The sequence below is a fragment of the Halomonas sp. DP4Y7-1 genome (genome assembly GCF_019800705.1).
GTDB classification, from domain to species: Bacteria; Pseudomonadota; Gammaproteobacteria; order Pseudomonadales; family Halomonadaceae; genus Halomonas; species Halomonas litopenaei_A.
In genome coordinates this window covers 378431-397296 of the sequence record NZ_JAHVKS010000002.1, presented here as the reverse complement: position 1 = coordinate 397296, position 18866 = coordinate 378431, and the positions used below count along the sequence as shown (strand labels likewise).

The 18866-nt window shown below is 62.7% G+C and carries 13 protein-coding genes; 3 read left to right on the top strand and 10 right to left on the bottom strand.

Features of this window, described 5'->3' with window-relative positions; genetic code table 11:
- Positions 1-172 precede the first annotated feature (172 nt).
- A complete protein-coding gene (gene nhaD, locus KUV72_RS05325; protein WP_206941438.1) occupies positions 173-1648 on the bottom strand; it encodes a sodium:proton antiporter NhaD in 1476 nt (491 codons plus the stop codon).
- Positions 1649-1993: 345 nt separating this feature from the next.
- Between nhaD and KUV72_RS05320 the strand changes: the two genes are divergently transcribed.
- Entirely contained in the window at positions 1994-2710 is a 717-nt protein-coding gene (locus KUV72_RS05320; RefSeq protein ID WP_222237663.1) for a DUF3581 family protein, read from the top strand.
- A gap of 102 nt (positions 2711-2812) precedes the next feature.
- Here KUV72_RS05320 and chrA read toward each other — a convergent pair whose 3' ends face one another.
- Entirely contained in the window at positions 2813-4096 is a 1284-nt protein-coding gene (gene chrA / locus KUV72_RS05315) for a chromate efflux transporter (RefSeq protein WP_222237662.1), read from the bottom strand.
- Positions 4097-4349: 253 nt separating this feature from the next.
- Complete coding sequence (locus KUV72_RS05310; protein ID WP_222237661.1) at positions 4350-5072, bottom strand: hypothetical protein; 723 nt, start codon at positions 5070-5072, stop codon at positions 4350-4352.
- A gap of 749 nt (positions 5073-5821) precedes the next feature.
- Here KUV72_RS05310 and KUV72_RS05305 point away from each other — a divergent pair.
- Complete coding sequence (locus KUV72_RS05305) at positions 5822-6175, top strand: DUF427 domain-containing protein (RefSeq protein ID WP_206941431.1); 354 nt, start codon at positions 5822-5824, stop codon at positions 6173-6175.
- A 72-nt stretch (positions 6176-6247) separates the two neighbouring features.
- Here the strand turns inward: KUV72_RS05305 and KUV72_RS05300 are convergent, their stop codons facing one another.
- A complete protein-coding gene (locus KUV72_RS05300) occupies positions 6248-6796 on the bottom strand; it encodes a methylated-DNA--[protein]-cysteine S-methyltransferase (RefSeq protein ID WP_224851970.1) in 549 nt (182 codons plus the stop codon).
- A 448-nt stretch (positions 6797-7244) separates the two neighbouring features.
- Between KUV72_RS05300 and KUV72_RS05295 the strand changes: the two genes are divergently transcribed.
- Entirely contained in the window at positions 7245-8552 is a 1308-nt protein-coding gene (locus KUV72_RS05295) for a DUF2252 domain-containing protein (RefSeq protein WP_222237660.1), read from the top strand.
- Between the two features lie 26 nt (positions 8553-8578).
- Here the strand turns inward: KUV72_RS05295 and KUV72_RS05290 are convergent, their stop codons facing one another.
- From KUV72_RS05290 to KUV72_RS05265, 6 genes are all read right to left on the bottom strand, one after another.
- The gene (locus KUV72_RS05290) at positions 8579-9442 is read right to left on the bottom strand and encodes an SDR family NAD(P)-dependent oxidoreductase (RefSeq protein ID WP_222237659.1); all 864 of its coding nucleotides are present in this window, start codon (positions 9440-9442) and stop codon (positions 8579-8581) included.
- A gap of 87 nt (positions 9443-9529) precedes the next feature.
- A complete protein-coding gene (locus tag KUV72_RS05285) occupies positions 9530-11554 on the bottom strand; it encodes an alkyl/aryl-sulfatase (RefSeq protein ID WP_261317354.1) in 2025 nt (674 codons plus the stop codon).
- Positions 11555-11621: 67 nt separating this feature from the next.
- Positions 11622-13511, bottom strand: coding sequence for a DUF1302 domain-containing protein (locus KUV72_RS05280; protein ID WP_222237658.1), 1890 nt, complete (start codon positions 13509-13511; stop codon positions 11622-11624).
- Between the two features lie 59 nt (positions 13512-13570).
- The gene (locus KUV72_RS05275; RefSeq protein WP_222237657.1) at positions 13571-15526 is read right to left on the bottom strand and encodes an acyl-CoA synthetase; all 1956 of its coding nucleotides are present in this window, start codon (positions 15524-15526) and stop codon (positions 13571-13573) included.
- Between the two features lie 72 nt (positions 15527-15598).
- Positions 15599-17038: a coniferyl aldehyde dehydrogenase gene (locus tag KUV72_RS05270; protein WP_222237656.1), complete on the bottom strand. Its 1440-nt coding sequence runs from the start codon at positions 17036-17038 to the stop codon at positions 15599-15601.
- Complete coding sequence (locus KUV72_RS05265) at positions 17035-18858, bottom strand: GMC oxidoreductase (RefSeq protein WP_261317353.1); 1824 nt, start codon at positions 18856-18858, stop codon at positions 17035-17037. The genes KUV72_RS05270 and KUV72_RS05265 overlap by 4 nt, the downstream gene beginning before the upstream one ends.
- Positions 18859-18866 lie beyond the last annotated feature (8 nt).

The following is an 18866-nucleotide window of genomic DNA, read 5'->3' as shown; positions in this document are numbered from 1 at the left end:
ATGCAAGAGCGGATAGCCTTATGTCTTTACGCATGTCATGCGTCTGTATTGTGCTTTAACAAGCTTATCCTAAGGAGAGCCAATGTGCGGCAAAAGAGAGGTAGCAAAGAGTTTATGCCACCAACGCAAGCGCTCCCAGCACCTGCGTTGGTCCTCGCCTCGGATAGCGGGTTCAGCCTGAAACGGCGAAGCTAGCCTGGTTGAGCCACAGGTGCACGGCAACGCTGGCGGCGTAGCCCAGGGCAATCACCGGCGCCCAGCGCAGGTGGCCCATGAAGGTGTAGTAGCCGCGAGCCTGGCCCATCAATGCGACCCCTGCAGCAGACCCGATCGACAGCAAGCTACCGCCGACGCCTGCGGTCAGCGTGATCAGCAGCCAGTGGCCGTGGGACATGTCCGGCTCCATCGTCAGCACCGCGAACATCACGGGAATGTTGTCGACCACCGCCGAGATGATGCCCAGCGCGATATTGGCCCAGGTCGCATCCCACTGCTGGTACATCACGTCGGAGAGCAGACCGAGATAGCCCATGAAGCCCAGGCCACCGACGCACATGACGACGCCGTAGAAGAACAGCAGCGTATCCCACTCGGCCCTCGCCACGCGGTTGAAGACGTCAAAGGGCACCACACTGCCGAGCTGTTCGAGCTTCTTCCAGTCACCTTTCTGGGTATAGGCAGTGCGCTTGCGGTCCAACGACTTCGGCAGACTCTTGCGCAGGTAGAAGCCGAAGAACTGGAGGTAGCCGAGCCCGGTCATCATGCCCAGCACCGGCGGCAGGTGCAGTAGGGTATGGCAGGCCACGGCAGTCGCTACCGTCAGCAGGAACAGCACGATGATACGTCTGGCGCCACGCTTGAGTTCGACCGTCTCTTCCAGGCTGTCCGGGGTACGGTTGTGGATGAAAAAGCTCATGACCACCGCCGGCACCAGGAAGTTGACCAGCGAGGGAAGCAGCAGGTCGAAGAACTCCTGAAACTCGATCAGTCCGGCCTGCCAGACCATCAGCGTGGTGATGTCGCCGAACGGGCTGAAGGCCCCTCCCGCGTTGGCCGCCACCACGATATTGATGCAGCACAGATTGATGAACTTCTTGTCGCCTTCCGCCACCTTCGTCACCACTGCACACATCAGCAGCGCGGTGGTCAGGTTGTCGGCGATGGGGGAAATCACGAACGCCAGGCCGCCGGTCAGCCAGAACAGGGTGCGATAGCTGAACCCCTTCTGCACCATCCACGAGCGCAGCCCGTCGAATACCCTGCGTTCATCCATGGCGTTGATGTAGGTCATCGCCACCAGCAGGAACAGCATCAGCTCGGAAAATTCCAGCAGGGTGACGTGGAAGGCATGCTCTGCCGCGTCAGGCATGCCGGACTGAACGTAGGTCCAGCCAATCAGCGCCCAGATCAAGCCCGCAGCGACCAATACTGGCTTGGACTTGCGCATGTGCAGCTTTTCTTCGGCCATGACCAGTGCATAGGCCAGTACGAAGATGGCTACCGCAATGAAGCCAGTGGTGGAGCTGGTGAGATCAAGCTCTCCGGTAACAGCGAGGCTGTTGCCTGCCAGTGTGAGGCCCGCCAGGAGCATGGCGATCAGCAGCGGCCAGCGACGTGGTCGTCGTAAGCCAATATCAGTCGTGTACATGACGATGGCATCCTGAAAATGAATGAAAGATGGAGAAATCGCCATCGAGCCTATCACAGCGTTTTGCACCGCAATATGCTGCCAAAGGCGCGCTGTGCTGCACCTTTGGTAGGGGGCGTTGGTGCCGTGACCTGGAGGTAGCCGATGCAGCCATAAGGGTTCACATGTCGGCAAAGGAGTGTCATGAAGTGGCGGGCAGGACAAGAAACGCGACGCTGGCGCAACTGACGTGGATCGGTTGAAGCATTCGCGGACCTGCTCATTTGATGGGGATCTATGGCATCATGCGGGCCAGAAGGGCTGAGCCGGCCTTTCCCACTCCAGTTTTAGCCAGGCGTCCGTCCCATGTTTCTTGATGAGTATCATTCCTGTATCGACGATGGCATCTCGGTATCCGCCGAACAGGCCAGCCGTTTTGCCAAGTGTATCGCCGGTGACTTCAATCCAATTCACACGCCGGGCGCCCGTCGGTTCTGTGTCCCCGGAGATCTGCTGTTCGCCCTGGTATTGAAGCGATTTGGTCTGTCGCAGCACATGAATTTCCGGTTCCTGGCCATGGTGGGCGCCGACCGCCCGCTCAGTTTCATCGAGCATGGTGATCGCGTCATCCGGGTGCAGGACGGTGATGGCAAGTGTTACCTCGAGGTAGAGCGGCGTGGTGAGGTGACCTTCGACGAGCAGGTGGTCGAAGCCTTCACGCGTTGCTATGTCGCCTTTTCGGGCAAGAATTTCCCGCACTACCTGAAGCCGCTGATGGAAGACTGCGGCGTCATGTTCAATCCCAAGCGTCCGCTGGTGATCTACGACAGCATGGGCTTCTCGCTGGATCGACTGGATGCCCAGATGCCTGCATTGCGGCTGCTTGACTCGCGGCTGGAAGTGATTGGCAAGCGTGGCGATGTGCATCTCGATTTTGCCATTGAAGCGTCGGGTGAGGTGATCGGGCGTGGTGGCAAGAAGCTGGTGGTGAGCGGGCTCTGCCCCTACGACGCTGGCGCCATGGAGGAGATCGTCGAGGACTTCTATCGACTCAAGCAGGAGCACGCGGGCGTGACCTGCTGAGGGCGGTTGCCCTCAGCGCTGGGAGAGGATGCGCTGGGATAGGGGGCATGTTCCGAGTGACGCCAGAGTCGGAGCCAGAGCTAGAGCCAGCGTACTGCTGGACTACCCCTGCAGCAGCAAGCTCCATGATCCCCGAACCAGACCAAGGGCCAGAAACAGAAGCACCAGCGCCCACACCGGGATGCGCTTCAGCACAATAAAACCTGCCACCACGGTGGTAATGTCGACCAGCGAATCGATCGCACTTCGCCAGATAGGGTCGATGAAGGCCGCACCGAGCAGTCCGACGACGGCGGCATTGGCTCCCTTCATCGCCGCTCTCAAACGAGCGTGCTGGCCCAAGCGCTGCCACAGTGGCAGCAGGCCCACCACCAGCAGGGCGCCAGGAAGGAAGATGGCGACCAGCGCAAGAGCACCGGCCCATAGGCTCATGCCTCCCGCCACGGTGCCCAGATAGGCCGCGAAGGTGAACAGAGGCCCCGGGACTGCCTGGGCAGCGCCGTACCCCGCCACAAAGTCCGCTTCTGACACGAGTCCATTGCCCACCATTTCGGCGTCGAGTAGCGGCAACACGACGTGGCCGCCGCCAAAGACCAAAGCCCCCGCCCGGTAGAAGCTGTCGGCAAGGTCGGCCCATAGGGCGTCGGTGCCTGCCGCCAGGATCGGCAAGGCCACCAGCATCACGGCGCCAAGCAAAAGTGCCAGCGCACTGACCCAGCCAGCAAGGGGCGCCGCCAGGGAAGTGGTAGAGCCCGGCGGAGCGTCGGCGCTTAGCCACCAGATGCCACACAGGCCCCCGAACAGGATGACGGCCACCTGTGCACTGATGCCACCCATGGCGAGCATGACCGCCAGGGCTGCCAGCGCAATGCCTGCACGGGGCAGGTCGGGACACAGTTGACGCGCCATGCCGTGGATCGCGTGAGCGACAATGACGACGGCCACCAGCTTGAGCGAATGAATCAGCGCCTCGCCGATGGCGCCGTCCATGCTGCCAGCACCCAGTGCAAATGCCATCATCGCCAGCGCAGAAGGCAGTGTGAAGGCGAGCCAGGCCAGCAGCGCCCCGGTCAGTCCTCCGCGCATCAGCCCGATGGCCAGCCCCACCTGGCTACTGGCAGGGCCCGGCAAGAACTGACACAGCGCGACCAGCTCCGCGTAAGCGGTATCAGAAAGCCATCCACGCTGTTTGACAAAGACCTGCCGAAAGTAGCCCAGGTGAGCGACAGGCCCGCCAAAGGATGTCAGCCCCAGGCCAAGAAACGTCAGGAAAATCTCCCGATATCCTGGAGCAGGATGATCTTGCCACGGGGTGTCCGGACAGGAGTGATCCGGACCGCGACCGTGTGAAGAACGGCGGCGTGAAGAGGGGCGATCGTGGTGCATGGGTTCACCGAAGGAAAAAAGTCGGTTCAGCGTATCGTCTTCCCATGACCATGCGATGAAGGCCCATGTGGTAAACACACGCAGAGTCTCGTTGGCCGCGATGGATCACCATGGCACCACCGCAGGACCCGCCGCGAAATGAGGTGCATGTGAAGGCATGTAGCTCTTCGCATGCACCCCGCGGGCAAAGGGCCTTACGCGGTGAGTCCTGAACGCGAAGGGCGGCAGGCGTCATCCGCGCGTCTGAACTCTCTTAGCGCAAGTAGAGCTGGCCCTGTTCGTACAGGCTGCGGCAGTCGCTGGCGTCGTGGAAGCGGTCGGCGTCGATGTTGCCGGCGGCAGCGCCCGGGCCCAGGAAGCGCGGATCATCGCACTCACCGTCATTGCTCCACTGGCTTCCATCATCCCCCCACTCGATATCGCCACCAATGTAATCGTTGGAGGCACTGGCAGAAGGGCTGGCAGCCGCGGTGTTCGAACTCACAGACTCGGAAATTTGCAGTTCCGCCGGCACCAGTCGGCCGCCCGACTCATAGGTGCCGATCCACACGTTGTAGTTACCGCTTGCCGGATTGGGCAACACAATGGCGGGATTGGTGCCGCTGGCGTCATCGTTGCAGTGCCAGATACCGGCAGGATCATAGACCACCAGCGTCGTATCGCTGGAGGCACTGGCGGTGATCTTCAGCGGATAGCTGCCGGCGGTGTAATTGATGTCCACGTCCGGAGCAGCGGGATTGACGAAGCCCGCACAGTCGGCACTGACAACGCTTGCACGTGTATCGCCGCCAGCCATGACGCTGACCGTCTGGGGATCCGGCTGGAAGCCGGCAGACAGCGTCAGGGTGGTGTAGACGGGGGTCGCGGTCCAGTCGAGGGATTGAGCGACAGCGGGTTTGCTGGTGGACATGCTGGCGCAGGCGGCGGTCAGCAGAGGCAGGGCCAGGGCAAGCGATGTGCGGGCGAACGGGGGCATGGAAGTTTCCTTGGGCGGCGCACCGGTGGGTCTGACCGGCTGAAATGCGCCAGATGTTATCGTCATGAAAGCGCCTGAGCGCGTCAGGTAGTGCCAGATTCGTGGCCCGAAAATGGCGCCACGAGGGCCTAGGATAGAAAACCCTGACATTGGATTCCACTAAATGAGTCTTCGTTGATTTTTGGTCAATAGGGAAACGTCATGGGAACCACGACCGAGGCAGCATAACGCGGACCGAGTTGAATTCTCACAGCATGATAATCTGCCGAAAAGAGCGGGATAGTGTGAAGCGATAGGGTGATGCAATTGTGTGATGCGATGGTGTGATGAAAAGGGCGTCTGACACTAGCGGCCCCCTCTCATTCTGGGGTGAGGGAAGCTCAAGAAAAAGACGTCAACAGGGCCGCTCGCAGTAGGATAGCTGCGTGAGAACGTAAGTTTTTTCCTTGAGAAAGCACCCAATAGCAGCGAGATAGTCCCTACAGAGCCCGCGACCATGGCAGTCATCGTGGACACGGTCTCATGACGGGCAGAACTAGGCTCTAATCACCGTCAGCACTAAGCTCTAATGATCCTCAGTACTAGGCTCTAGTGATAGTCAGAACGAAAGGCGTGGCACCGCCGAGATAACACACGTATACGGGTATCGGCACGGTCGATGAAGGGCACCCGGTGAGTTACCAGTGGAAGACGGCGAGGCGTCACTTGGCCAGCGGGATTGCGGGTTAATCAATCACAGGAGAATGCCGATGGATGCACCACGACAGCGTATTGCGATCTATCCCCTGACTACTCGCGTGCGAGTGGATATTGATGGCGAGGTGGTCGCCGACACCCTGCACGCGCTCGAGTTGAACGAACCTGGCTATCCAACGAGGCTTTATCTTCCTCGGGCTGATGTGGACATGACACGATTGACGCCCAGCGAGACGCGCACGCACTGTCCCTTCAAGGGGGATGCCAGCTACTTCCATGTCGATGTCGATGGGCAACGCTATGAGGATGCTGTGTGGAGCTACGAGCACCCGCTGGATGACGTCCAGGCCATTCGTGCGCACCTGGTCTTCGATCCGCGAATCGCGTCTGCCAATGTCGAGTCCTGAGACCTTTCTCCGTCCGGCAAGGTGATATCTGTCCGCTGAGCGGCGGGCTGGCGGAGCCTATGCTAGCTGCCCTCAGCACAGCGTCAGCGGCACTTCCTGCGCTTCGAAGGCGAGCAGCCACTGCTTGCGCCCCATCCCACCAGCATAGCCGGTCAGGCTGCCGTCGCTGCCAATGACCCGATGGCAGGGAATCACGATCGAAATCGGATTTCGCCCGTTGGCCGCCCCCACCGCTCGCTGGGCACCCTTGCGTCCCAGGCCTTCGGCAAGTTGTCCGTAGCTTCGCGTTTCGCCGAAGGGAATGGCGGCCAGTGCCTGCCACACCTGGCGCTGAAACTCGGTGCCCTGCGGCTCGAGCGGTAGATCAAACTGCTGACGCTGTCCGGCAAAGAACTCTGTCAGCTGTTCACGGCAGACCTCCGTCAAGGGCGTGGCGCGGGGCGTGATCGTCGCTGCCGCGGCGCTCTCCATAAAGTCAATTCTGGCGATGCCCCGGGCGCTTGCCGCGATGACGACAGCGCCCAGAGCGCTGCTGGCGGGAGGATGATAGACGTCGATGCCAGCAAAGCCGGCGTAACGGGTTTGCGGGTCAGCCTGGATGGGCGTTGCGCGCCTTGGCATGATCGAGTCTCCACAGTGGCCGTAAAAGATGACGGTGTCAGGGGCGGGTGTCATCCCTATTGAGGAAATGCCCAGGTCGCCCGGTATGACCGTTACTGGCCCGCCATACCTCGGGATCGCGCTTTCTACGAAGACCGCCTGCCCCTCGACGTCCGCCGTCTGCCCATCATTACCACGTAACGCCAGCTATGGGCGAGCGCGGTGCGTTGTGCCTCTGTCCTCTGAGGGCAGGGGGCGCCCACCACTGACGACGGGGTTGTCGAGCGTGTCGCCCCGGCGCCTGGTCGGCGTTGGCTGGTGAGACGGCATGTCCGGCTTCCGAAAGGTATGCTTGATGACGCGTCTATTCGCGCCTTGAGGCCAGGACTGGCCAAAAGCGGCACTCTCTGAAAACTCTCTGGACGGCATCGTCTGCCGATGACGTCTGTCAGCTGCCGAGGAGACTGGCATGTCACTTCCCCTGACTCGCCACCATCGACCGCGCCAGGTCATGGAGGCCATCCACACGGCCAACGCGCACCTTGATGCGGATGACCAGCGCACCAAGTACGCCAAGATCGCGGCGTCTCCCTACGCCTTCTTTCGGGGCACCAATCATCTTTACTGGGCGGATGTATGGCACGACTGGCGCTTCTCTCTCTTCGGTGGCCAGGTGGACACGCAGACATGGTTGCAGGGCGATGCCCACGCCTACAACTTCGGCGCCTATGGCCACCATGACGATCGCGTGCGATATGGCATGGACGACTTCGACGATGCGCTGATCGGGGACTATCAGTATGACCTGTGGCGCCTGTCCATCAGCCTGGTGCTGGATGCTGAGGAGAATGGCGTCTCGCGCAAGACATTGAGGCGTGGTCTCAAGCATCTGGTGCTCAGCTACCACAAGACCCTGGCGACGTATCGCGCGGGAGAGTCGCCGGGGCATGTCAGTGTCGATACCGCCAAGGGGCCGCTCAAGCCCTTCATGCAGAAGGTGGAACGCAAGAAAAGTCGGGCCAAGATGCTCGACAAGTGGACCGTGCAGGAGGAAACCGGGCGCAGGCTGCAGCGTGAAGGCAAGCTGATCAACTTGCCTGCCCATCTGGATAGTCAGCTGCGCAAGGCCATCAATGAAGAGTACCGCAGTACCCTGAAAGGTGAGCTGAGTGACGCGGGGGATGCGCACTTTTCCGTCAAGGATACCGCCAGGCGGATTGATGCCGGTACCGGGTCGCTGGGCCTCGAGCGCTACTACGTCTTGATCGAGGGAGGCAAGGATCACGAGCACGACGATGTCATTCTCGACGTCAAGGAGCAGCCGGGGCCAGCAGGACTGGTACTCATGAGCAGCGCCGGCAAGCGAGCCTGGAAAGCCACTTTTCCCCACGAAGGCGCCCGTCACGCCGCCGCCTTTCGAGCCATTGCCGAACACCCCGACATCTATCTGGGGTGGCTGCACCTGGGTGACAAGGTGTTCTCGGTGCGTGAGCGGTCTCCCTACAAAGAGGACTTTCCGACCCACAAGCTCGACAGCGGCAAGGCGTATCGGCAGCTGGTGAAACAGTGGGGAGCGATTCTGGCGCGGGAGCATCTGCGCGGAGCAGCGGCGCTGGCGCCTGACGACCCTGGGCGCTTTGCCCGTGCGGTCGGTCGCCAGGTTGACGGCCAGCTGCACAGCGTCGTGGAAATGGTGAGTACCCTGTCCCTGAGCTATGCCCGCTGCGTGGCTCAGGACCATCAGACCTTTGTGGAAGCACAGGCCGCAGCCACCTGACCCTGGCCAGCGTTGAGGCGCACGACCTAACCGATCTGTCGCTGCAGGCTGTCGTCGGGGCCCTGATAGACCCGTTCGACGGTTCGCCTCATCAGCCTGCGCGATAGGCTCGGCAGCAGTCGCATGCCCAGGGTCGCCAGGCGCGCCTTGCGGGTCGGCACGATCAGGAAGTCGCCCTGGGCCAGCCCAGCCATGATGTCGTCGGCGATGGCGTCGACGCTGGCCTTGGGAATGGACAGCGTCTGGGCGCGGTTTTCCGGGGTGCGGCCCTGTTCGAGCTGATCCACCATCGGGGAGTCGAATTCGCCAGGGCAGGCCAGTTGGACGCGAATGCCACGCGGCGCGAGTTCGTAGTAGAGCGATTCGGTCAAACCTACCAGGGCATGTTTGCTGGCGCAGTAGGGGGTATAGCCAAAGACGCCCGTGAGGCCAGCCACCGAGGCGATATTGATCAGCCAGGCCGTGGGCGCGCCGGTGCTGGTGTCGTTGTTGCTGCCGGCGACCAGATGGGGCAATGCCGCCCGGGTGGCGTTGAGCGGTCCGAAGTAGTTGACCTCCATGACCTCGCGAAAGTCGTTGTCGGTCAACGTCTCGAAGTAGCCCTCGCGCAGGATGCCGGCGCAGTTGATCAGGCCATCGATGCCCTCTGTTCTGGCGGCAATGGCGTCCATGCCGCTGCGTGTAGCGGCCGCATCGGTCACGTCCAGAGCCTCAATCTCGACCATGGCGGAGGGCCGTGCGGCGATGAGTGAACGCTGGGCGCTTTCCAGACGCGCCCGTTGGCGCGCCACCAGAGTGACGCGGGCGCCTTTATCCAGCAGTCTGCCGGCCAGTGCCAGCCCAAGCCCGGAGGAGCCTCCGGTGATGACGATATGACGTTGCTTGAACATGCTCTCTCTCCTGCTTGCCAAGTGAGGGCCCGGGTGACGGCCCGGGCGTTCGCACCTCGTGACTGTTATTGCGCTGTCATTACGCTGCTAGTCGCTGGCAGAAGTAGCCTCCGAGGCGTTGGCGGGGATGGCGGAAGTGGCAATCGGGAAGGTGGGGCTGAAGGTGTCCATCAGGGCAAAGAGGGTCTGCAATGTTTGCAGGTCACCCTGTGGGGTCACACGCCCTGCGGCGATTTCATCGCCCAGGGACGTCTGCTGCAGCAGCACACGGTTCAGCACATCTCGGGACAGGGTGAGGCTCAGATCGGCGTCATCGCCGGTGGCGTCGCGACGGTGGCGCAGGACGCCGTTGGCCAGGCTCAACCGGTAGTGGCTATCGCTGTCACTGAAGTGCCAGTCGATAGTGAGGCGCGTGGCGGCTGCGCGGGGACCATTGAGGCGAACCGCCAGCAGATCGAAGACTTGCTCGATCGGCAGCGCAGCGATCATGTCCGGGGAGGCGGTGGTGACCGCTTTGGCGGTATCGATACCGTTGCGCAGTTCCCGGGCTCCGGTCAGGTAGATGTTGCGCCAGGGCCCCGACTCGGTCTGGTAGCCGAGCTGTTCGAAGACGTCCGCCTGTAGCTCACGGGCCTCGGCAAGCTGCGGCTCGGCCTGCACCAGATGGTCCAGCAGCATTGCTGCCCAGCGGTAGTCGCCTTGCTCAACGGCGGACTGGCCAAGGGCCAGCACGGCGTTGGCGCCACCCAATGCCTCGACATAGCGCTGTCCCGCTGGCACCGGAGGCAGCGGGTTCAGTGTGGCGGGATTGCCGCTCCAGAAGCCCAGGTAACGTTGGTAGATGCCCTTCACGTTATGGGTGACGGTGCCGTAGTAGCCGCGATTGAACCACTCCTGCGCCAGGCTATCCGGCAGCTGGATGGCCTCGGCAATTTCATCGCGTTTGTAGCCCAGGTTGGCCAGCCGAAGGGTCTGGTCGTGCAGGTACTTGATCGCATCGCGCTGCTTCTCGATGTAGTTGCGAACATTGTCCTGGCCCCAGCGCGGCCAGTAGTGAGAGGTGAACACCACATCCGAGCGATTCCCGAACAGGCTGAGGGTGTCATCCAGGGCGCCGGCCCAGGCCAGGGCATCGCGCACCTTGGCGCCTCGTGGTGTCAGCATGTTGTGCATCGAGGCGTTGAGGTTCTCTGCCGCCATCAGCGCGCGGTGCTGGGGAAAGTAGAACATCATCTCGGCATCGGCTTCGGTGGAGGGCGTCAGCTGGAACTCGATCTCGACACCATCGACGGTCAGCGTCTGGCCGCTGGCGGTAATCTCCTCGGTGGGCTCGATCAGGGTGAAGGTGCCCCTGGCGACGCCCTTGCCAAGGCCGTTGTCGACCTGCTGACGAGGCCCTCTCGGCAGGCCCATGGCGTGCATGTACTGAGAACGTCGGCTCATGGTGTTGCCCAGCAGCACCATCTCACTGGCGACGTGTTCGGTGAAATGTTCGGGGGCGATGACCCGTACTTCCCCCGCATCCACCTGCTGCTGGCTGATCACCCCCTTGACCCCGCCGAAGTGGTCGGGATGAGAGTGGGTGTAGATCACGGCAGTGACAGGTCGTTGGCCAAGCTCCTGATTGACCAGTGCCATGGCGGCCTCTGCGGGCTCTGTCATGGTCATCGGATCGATCACGATCCAGCCGGTGTCGCCACGAATCACGCTCATGGTGGTGAGATCGAAGCCGCGCACCTGGTAGATGCCATCGACCACTTCGTAGAGACCGGGGGTATTGTTGAGCTGCGCCTGGCGCCACAGGCTCGGGTTGACGCTGTGGGGCGCCTCGCCGTTGAGGAATTCCTGATAGACCGCGACGTCCCAGACCACGTGACCGTCGTCAGCCTGGATCTTGAGATCCGGGGTGGCCTTGATCAGTCCGCGTCCGGCATCGTCGAAGTCGGCCCGGTCAGAGAAATCGAGAGAGTCCAGCACGGCCTGATGGGCGGCGATGGTGGCGTCACTGGCGGGCTTGGGGGCAATGGCGTCCGCCGCGTAAACGCAGGGCATGTAGCTGGCGAAGGCAACGGCTGAGGCCAGCAGGGTGCGGCGCAGGGAGCGAGACATCATGACGATATCCTCTTTTGGTCTTGTGTAGGGTGATGGTTGTCGTGGTCCTGAGTGCTGGCGCCAACGGTCAGAAGTCGACCCTGAGGCTCGCCGTCAGATAGTCAAAGTCGGTATCTGCATAGGGGGTGTTGCCGCTGCCGCTCCAGCTCACCTCGGCGTGGTAGCGCTCCTGGAAGTCCGCTTGCAGGCCAAGGCTGCCGAACAGCCGGTCTTCGACGAAGTTGAGGTCATAGGACCAGCCGGAAACGTCATGGCCAAACAGGGCGTAGGGCGTCAGCGTCAGCCCCGGCAGCACATTGGGGTAAATCAGCTGACCGCGCAGGCGATAGCCCCACGAAAAATCGCTGGCGTAACCGTCCCCGGAGCAGCCGCGCCCCTTGTAGGCAGGGTTGGCGGTAGCGATGGTGCAACCCGCTTCGCTGCCCTGGGCCAGGTCGGTGCCGAACAAATCGCCCTTGGCATAGCGACGCTCGTCCAGGCTGGGCAGGTCGTGGACATACTTCATGCCGGCTTCGCCCACCAGCACCAGCGCCTTGGAACCCAATACGTCCGGTACCGGCTGGATAGCGCCAAGGGTCAGTTGGGACACGTCGTAGCGGTCAAAACCTCGAAAGACATCGCCTGCTGCGGTGTCGCGGGCGGCCTGAGCCAGGGTGATGTCCTGGCCAATGGCGCCGGACAGGAATTCAGGATCGGCGATGAAGGCCGCGATCAGGTCTGCGGTGGCCAGCTGCAACGGCTGGTCATGACGAAAGCTGTACTCGCCAAACACTCGCGTGGCTTGACCGAACTTGGTGTGAAAGCCCAACCCGAAGACCTGGATATCCTCTGGGTAGTCAGCGAAGTACTGCATGTTGCGTGAGCGGTCATAGCTTGAGTCGGTTGGCGGCCGCCAGCCCGGCGACAGGCCGTTGTCATCGGGGCCGGTGTAGCTGTCGGAGATGACGCTGGCGTAGGGGCGGCGGGAGTGGATATTCATGGCGTAGCCGGAGAAGGTGGTATCCGCGCTGGGCGAATAGCTCAGGCGCAAGCCGAACTGGCCTTCATCCTCCGGCGTATCGTCCGGTCCTCGGTCGACATACAAATCTCCCTGGTAGCCTGCCCGGTCATTGGGCCCCCGGGGTACCGCACCACCACAGCCATCGGCGATGTAGTCGTAAGAACTGAAGGCGGTGCCGCAGCCATCGAGCACCGACTTGTCCCAGTCGAGCTGGTAGAAGGCCCCCAGCTCCCAGCGTGGTGTCAGGGCCAGCTCTGCCGACAGCAGGGTGGTCGCCAGACGCAGGTTGTCGCCCGGCATGCGCAGCGCCGCCGGGCGGTAGGGATTGATGGTATTGACCCCGTTGATGAAGAACTTGCTCTCTCCCCAGGGCAGGTACTGGTCGCCGAGGGTCAGATGGAGGTCGTGGCCCGCAGGGGCGAAGTCCCCGTAGACGTAGGCTTCGGTGAACGTCGTGCCCTTGAAGCGTGACAGGCGATGAAAGCGGTGGTCATCGAGGGGTTCGTTGCGCTCGTAGCCATTGGCCAGACTGCCGAACGGGACGCTGTGGTGCTGCTGGTGGATGTCATACCAGGCCTTGCCGGCAATCCGAGCACCGACGTTGCGATAGTCGAGATCCAACTGGGTCGCCAGGATCACCGGCGTGGAGGCCAGCTCGCGATCGGCATAGTTGGCACGACCATCATCGATGTTGCGTGCCCCCGTGGGGTTGTAGCCACTGGCGCCAGAGTCGGCTGCCTCGGCGTTACCCTGGAACAGAAAGTCCTGGTCGGAAGATTCGGCACGCCAGATGGCGCCGACACTGAGCGAGCCGGAAAGCTTGGCGTGAATCTCGCCGATGTCGCCCTCCAGGGCGTCAGCGTCAGGGACGCACAGGAGGCCCGCCAGGGTGGCCAAGGACAGGCACAGGGCCGTCCGGCGCATGCCGCTGGCATGCGCTGTAGAAGTGAGTGGCATGGTTCGCCTCTTGGTCTTGTCGTTATCGTTATGGGAGCTGCGATACCGTCATGTCGTGGCTATTCCCGGGCAGGATAGCGACGCCACAGGCAGGGAATCGGGTAGGCTGCCAGTCGCTGTTCAAGCTCGCTGGCGTCAACGTTGTCGGGCAGCTGGACATCGGCGACCAGCCCAAGGGCGGCGTCCTGGCGAGCGCTGATCCTGGCCACCCCCGCGCCGAGCAGGGCATCGGCGACCGACCGGTAGACCCGTGCGACCGCATCCTGGCGCAGCGCTGGCTTGAACACCTTGCCCACGGCGGTCAGCGGGATCGTGTCCATGAACCAGATGTTCTTGGGGATCGCGGCCTTCTCTGCCAGGTGCGCCTGGCAGTGACTGAGCAAGGCCTCTTCGCCGACCTCTCGACCTGGCTGCAGGCTGACATAGGCCACCGGGAGTTCACCGACCCGGTCGCAGGGCTTGCCCACCGCGGCGGCCATCTGTACCGAGGGGTGACGGTACAGGACATCTTCGATCAGCTGTGGGTCGATGTTGTGGCCGCCTCGGATGATCAAGTCCTTGGCGCGGCCGGTGATCCAGATGTAGCCATCCCGATCCTGGCGGGCCAGGTCACCGGTGTTGAACCAGCCCTCCTCGGCCCAGATGTCACGGTTCTGTTCGGGCTGGCTATAGCCAGCGAAGACGTTGGGTCCGCGGATCACCAGGGTGCCGATTTCATCGACCTCACAGTCACGCAGGTAGCGGCCGTGGTCGTCCAGCGCGACCACTCGGGCGCCGGTGTAGGGCAGGGCCAGGCCGACGGACCCGGTGCGGCGCTCGCCTGCCAGAGGGTTGGCCATGCTGCCGCAGGTGCCCTCGGTCATGCCGAAGCCCTCGATCAGGACGATCCCCGTCAACTCCTCGAAGTGGCCGTGAACCGCTCGAGGCAAGGGCGCACCACCGCTGAGTGCGCTGGTGAGACTGGACACATCGGCGTCACCAAAAGGCACCTCAAGCAGCCGTGAGTAGATCGCCGGGACCGCGCTGAAGAAGGTGACCTGGTAACGCTCCACCAGTGACCAGAAGCCTTCGACCAGCCCTGGCGTGCGGAAGCCTGCCGGCGTTGCCAACAGCACCTCAGCGCCGATCATCAGCGGGCCTAGCCCGGTGATCAGCACCGCGTTGACATGAAACAGCGGCAGCCCGCACAGGATCACCGCATCATCGGCATGGCGGAACAGCATCTGCATCATGGCGGCGTTGGCCACCTCGTTGGCGTGGCTGTGAGGCGCCAGCTTGGGCAGCCCGGTGGTGCCCCCGGTATGGAACAACGAGGCACGGTCGCTGGCACGAATCCGGCGTCCGCTGACCAGGTGGTCATCAGGGGCACGCTCGAGGCAGGCGTCGAAGTCGGCACACCAGTCCTCATCGGGGAGTGGCAGCGTCTGACGCAAGGCGACGGCCTCTGCCTCGGGCAGAAACTGCGCCGCGTCCACATACAGGACCTTGGTGAGGGTAGGGACCTGGTCTCTGATGGCCTCGACCTTGGCCCAGATGTCGCTGCCGGGAAAGGGGGCCAGGGCAACCAGAACGCGGGTGCCCGCGGCCTTCATGATGCCGGCAATGTGCTCGGGCTCGAGCATCGGGTTGATCGGATTGACCACTCCTGCGGCTTCCGCCCCCCACAGGGTGAAGTGGGTCTGCGGCAGGCTTGGCAGCAGGAACGAGACGACCGCGTCCCGGTCGATGCCAAGGGCATGAAAGGCATTGGCCGCCTGCAGGGTGCGGGCGAGAAAGTCGCGGTAGCGATAGCAGTGGCTGCTGTCGTCATCGGGCTGCATGACGAAGCGAAGGGCGACAGCGTCGGGCATTCGGCGAGCGCTGTCGGCAATCACATCCAGCGTGCTCTCGGGCAGGCCCAGGGATTCCCAGGGCGTCTGCTCGATGGTCTCGATGTCGCCTCGGTCCCGGATCAACGGGAAGCCCTGGATGTGAGCGAGGTAGGAGGGCAGCTCAGGGATGCCAGCGGTGGTCATGTCGGGGCTCCAGATCGTTTTGACGGGGCAGGTAATACCGTCATCACAAGCCTGCGCTGCATGGGGTCATCCCTAGCGCGCCAGCCATTGCATCAGCTTGAGGACCTTGTGGGTGGTCCTGGTGTAGGGCGGTATCAGCGGTTTCATGCTGTCGAAGGGGCCCTGTCGATACACCGGGCGCAGTTTCGAAAAGGTGATGAAACCATCGCGCCCGTGATAGTGGCCCATGCCGCTGTCGCCGATGCCGCCAAAGGGAAGGTCATGCTGACCCACGTGCAGCAAGGCATGATTGACCGAGACCCCTCCCGACTGGATACGCTCGATATAGCGATCCACCAGCGCCGTGTCCCGGGAGAAGGGATAGAGCGCAAGAGGGCGAGGCCGAGCATTGATGTAGTCGATGACCTCCTGTGGCTCGCGGTAGGTCATCACGGGCAGCAGCGGGCCGAAGATCTCGCGCTGCATGATCTGCATGTCATCGGCCACGTCCAGCACCAGGTGGGGGGCGAACTTGCGCGTGGCCGGATCACTGCCCTGTTGTGACAGTCGAATGACTCGCGCGCCCTTGGCCTCGGCATCGTCCAGGGTGGCCTGAAGACGCTGATAGGAGGTCTCGTCGATGATCGAGGTGTAGTCCGGGCTTGCCAGGTCGGGGTAACGCTGGTGAACGATGGCCTTGGCAGCATCCACCAGGGCATCCAGCGTCCCTTCAGGCACAAACAGGTAGTCCACCGTGGTGCAGATTTGACCTGCGTTGAGCAGTTTGACGAACAGCAGCCGTCTGGCGGCCTCTTCCAATGGAAAATCCGGGGCGAGTATCGCCGGAGCCTTGCCCCCCAGCTCCAGGGTGACAGGTGTCAGGTTCTCGGCGGCGTTGGCCATCACCTTGCGTCCGGTGGCGGTGGAGCCGGTGAAGACCAGGTGATCGAAGGGCAGCCGGCTAAAATGTGGCCCAAGCATGCCATCATCGGCGAAGAATCTGAGCTTGTCCGCGGCAAAGTAGCTTGGGCAGATATCGATCAGCAGCTGGGTCAGGCGAGGCGAGCGATCCGACATCTTGACCAGCGCGCGATTGCCGGCGGCAAAGATGCCGATCAGCGGGGCCAGGCTCAGGTTGAGCGGGAAGTTCCAGGGTACCAGCACGCCGACCACCCCCAGCGGCTGAGGGATGACCCTGTTGCGGGCGCCAAAGTAGAGACTGTGATCGACCCGTCGACGCTGGGGCCGCATCCATGACTTGAGATGCTTGATGGCATCCTTGATGTCGCTGAGTACCACCACAAATTCGCAGAACAGGGTTTCTTCCCGAGCGCGATTGCCGAAATCGTCGCTGATCGCCTGGACAATGGCCTCCTGGTGGTCCTGGATCATCCTGGCCAGGGCGCGCAGGTGCTGCACGCGTGCCTGATAGTCGGGCACAGGGTCTGCCAAATAGGCCTGCCGCTGCAGGGTGAAGGCCGCGTTCAGGTCATCCTGGGTCGCATCGTCGTGGGAGGCGAGTGGCGCGTTCATAGGTCGGCTCCGGCGTGTTCGCTCGTCGTAGGGGAAGGGCTGGCGCCGTCGCTGGCGATGAGGTCGTGCAGGTCCCCGCTACCGTCCAGGGATGAGCTGGAACCCGGCAGGGGAGCTGAAAAATGGACGCGCCGAACGCTGGCGGCCCGCGCCTGATCAAACACAGGGGCGTTGGCCCAGGCGTACTCGGCCAGGGCGAGGATGGTCAGCGACGGGTTGACCCCCAGGTTGCCGGGAATCAGCGAGCCGTCGATGACGCGCAGGTTGTGATAGCCAAAGACGTGGCCACGGTCATCGACCACCCCGTTGTCGGCATCGGTACCGATGGCGACGCCGCCCATCAGGTGAGCCGTGCTGGGAGCACCGGAAAGGACCTCGGTAGCCACATTGCCGGCATCGCCGCCGCCAGCGGCGGCGACATAGTGTCGAGCGGCCTCGTGGGCGATGGGAAAGTAGTTGGTCAGGGCCCGGTCGCCCTTGTCCTGGTAGACCGACCAGCCTGGGGCAAAGGCGCTATACCAGGGACGATGGCTTTTCAGATGGACGTAGGTATCCCGCGTCTGCATCACCAGAAAGATGATCGAGTGGCGGGACTTGCCCACCGGGTTGAGCATGCGCAGCGTCTTGAGCGGCTGGCGCAGGATGTTGATCAACATGCTGACAGAGCGTGGCACCTGGCCTTGGGCGTCGGTCAGCGGCACGGCGCTCTGCAGGGCAAAGGTCGCGTCACCGTAGCGAGGAAAGCGGTTGATCTCGATGCGGGTCTCGTCGTCAGGGTCGAACATCGAGGTGATGGTCGGGCCATGGCAGATTTCCTGGGGCTGGCCCTGCCCATCGGCAAACCGGGCGGTGTTGACGATAAGGGTCTCGGAATTGGTGCGCACCTCCCGTCCCAGCCGCGACGATAGCCGGGGGAGTGTCTTGTCCTGATCCCTGGCCTTGAGCAGCAGGGGGATGGTGCCGAACACCCCGGCGGATAGCACCAGCCCTCGGCACCTCAGTCGATAGGGCTTCTTGGCGAAGCGGGCGGTCGAGGATTGCACGGTGATCTCGTAGCCGGCACTGCCATCACGCTCTCCGCGATCGTTGGCCAGCGGCTCGATACGGGTGACTTCGCTCTCGGCACGAATCTCGACGCCGTTACGCTCGGCAAACCACAGGTAGTTCTTGACCAGCGTGTTCTTGGCGTTGTGGCGACAGCCCATGGTGCAGCCACCGCAATAGCGACAGCTGTTACGTGTGGGGCCGTCCCCGGAGAAGTAGGGATCGCCACGTCCGGCACCGCTGCCATCGGCGGGGTCTTCAGGGAACAACACGCCCGTGTTGACGGTCTGGTAGGTGGCCTCACGGCCCATGCGCCTGGCGGTTTCCTTGAGGGCGTGATCCGCGGCATTCTCGTAGTGGCTCTTGGTGACCCCGAGCATGCGCTGGGCCAGCCCGTAGTAGGGCATCAGGCGATCTTTCCAGTCGTGATGCACCCGGGTCCAGGATTCGGCGGCAAAGACTTCATCCTTGGGAATCAGATGGACATTGGCGTAGACCAGTGAGCCGCCGCCCACCCCGACGCCATGCAGGGCGGTGATCTTGCGGGTCAGGCTGATCTGCAGATTGCCTGTCAGCCCAAGCTTGGGAGCCCATAGAAACTTCTTGAGATTCCAGGAGTTATCCGAGAACTCCTGGTCCTTCCAGCGCCGTCCTTTTTCCAGCATCAAGACCCGATGTCCCTGCTCCGACAGGCGCAGGGCGCTGACGGAACCACCGAAGCCGGTGCCGATGATGATCTGGTCGAAGTCGAAGTGCGCTTGCTCGCTGGCAGACATGGCCGGGT

Excerpts from the sequence above, each read along its gene's own strand:
- nhaD (WP_206941438.1), bottom strand. The coding sequence starts at position 1,648 with ATGTACACGACTGATATTGGCTTACGACGACCACGTCGCTGGCCGCTG.
- KUV72_RS05265 (WP_261317353.1), bottom strand. The coding sequence starts at position 18,858 with ATGTCTGCCAGCGAGCAAGCGCACTTCGACTTCGACCAGATCATCATC.
- KUV72_RS05295 (WP_222237660.1), top strand. The coding sequence starts at position 7,245 with ATGTCACTTCCCCTGACTCGCCACCATCGACCGCGCCAGGTCATGGAG.
- KUV72_RS05280 (WP_222237658.1), bottom strand. The coding sequence starts at position 13,511 with ATGCCACTCACTTCTACAGCGCATGCCAGCGGCATGCGCCGGACGGCC.
- KUV72_RS05290 (WP_222237659.1), bottom strand. The coding sequence starts at position 9,442 with ATGTTCAAGCAACGTCATATCGTCATCACCGGAGGCTCCTCCGGGCTT.
- chrA (WP_222237662.1), bottom strand. The coding sequence starts at position 4,096 with ATGCACCACGATCGCCCCTCTTCACGCCGCCGTTCTTCACACGGTCGC.
- KUV72_RS05310 (WP_222237661.1), bottom strand. The coding sequence starts at position 5,072 with ATGCCCCCGTTCGCCCGCACATCGCTTGCCCTGGCCCTGCCTCTGCTG.
- KUV72_RS05305 (WP_206941431.1), top strand. The coding sequence starts at position 5,822 with ATGGATGCACCACGACAGCGTATTGCGATCTATCCCCTGACTACTCGC.
- KUV72_RS05275 (WP_222237657.1), bottom strand. The coding sequence starts at position 15,526 with ATGACCACCGCTGGCATCCCTGAGCTGCCCTCCTACCTCGCTCACATC.
- KUV72_RS05300 (WP_224851970.1), bottom strand. The coding sequence starts at position 6,796 with ATGCCAAGGCGCGCAACGCCCATCCAGGCTGACCCGCAAACCCGTTAC.
- KUV72_RS05285 (WP_261317354.1), bottom strand. The coding sequence starts at position 11,554 with ATGATGTCTCGCTCCCTGCGCCGCACCCTGCTGGCCTCAGCCGTTGCC.
- KUV72_RS05270 (WP_222237656.1), bottom strand. The coding sequence starts at position 17,038 with ATGAACGCGCCACTCGCCTCCCACGACGATGCGACCCAGGATGACCTG.
- KUV72_RS05320 (WP_222237663.1), top strand. The coding sequence starts at position 1,994 with ATGTTTCTTGATGAGTATCATTCCTGTATCGACGATGGCATCTCGGTA.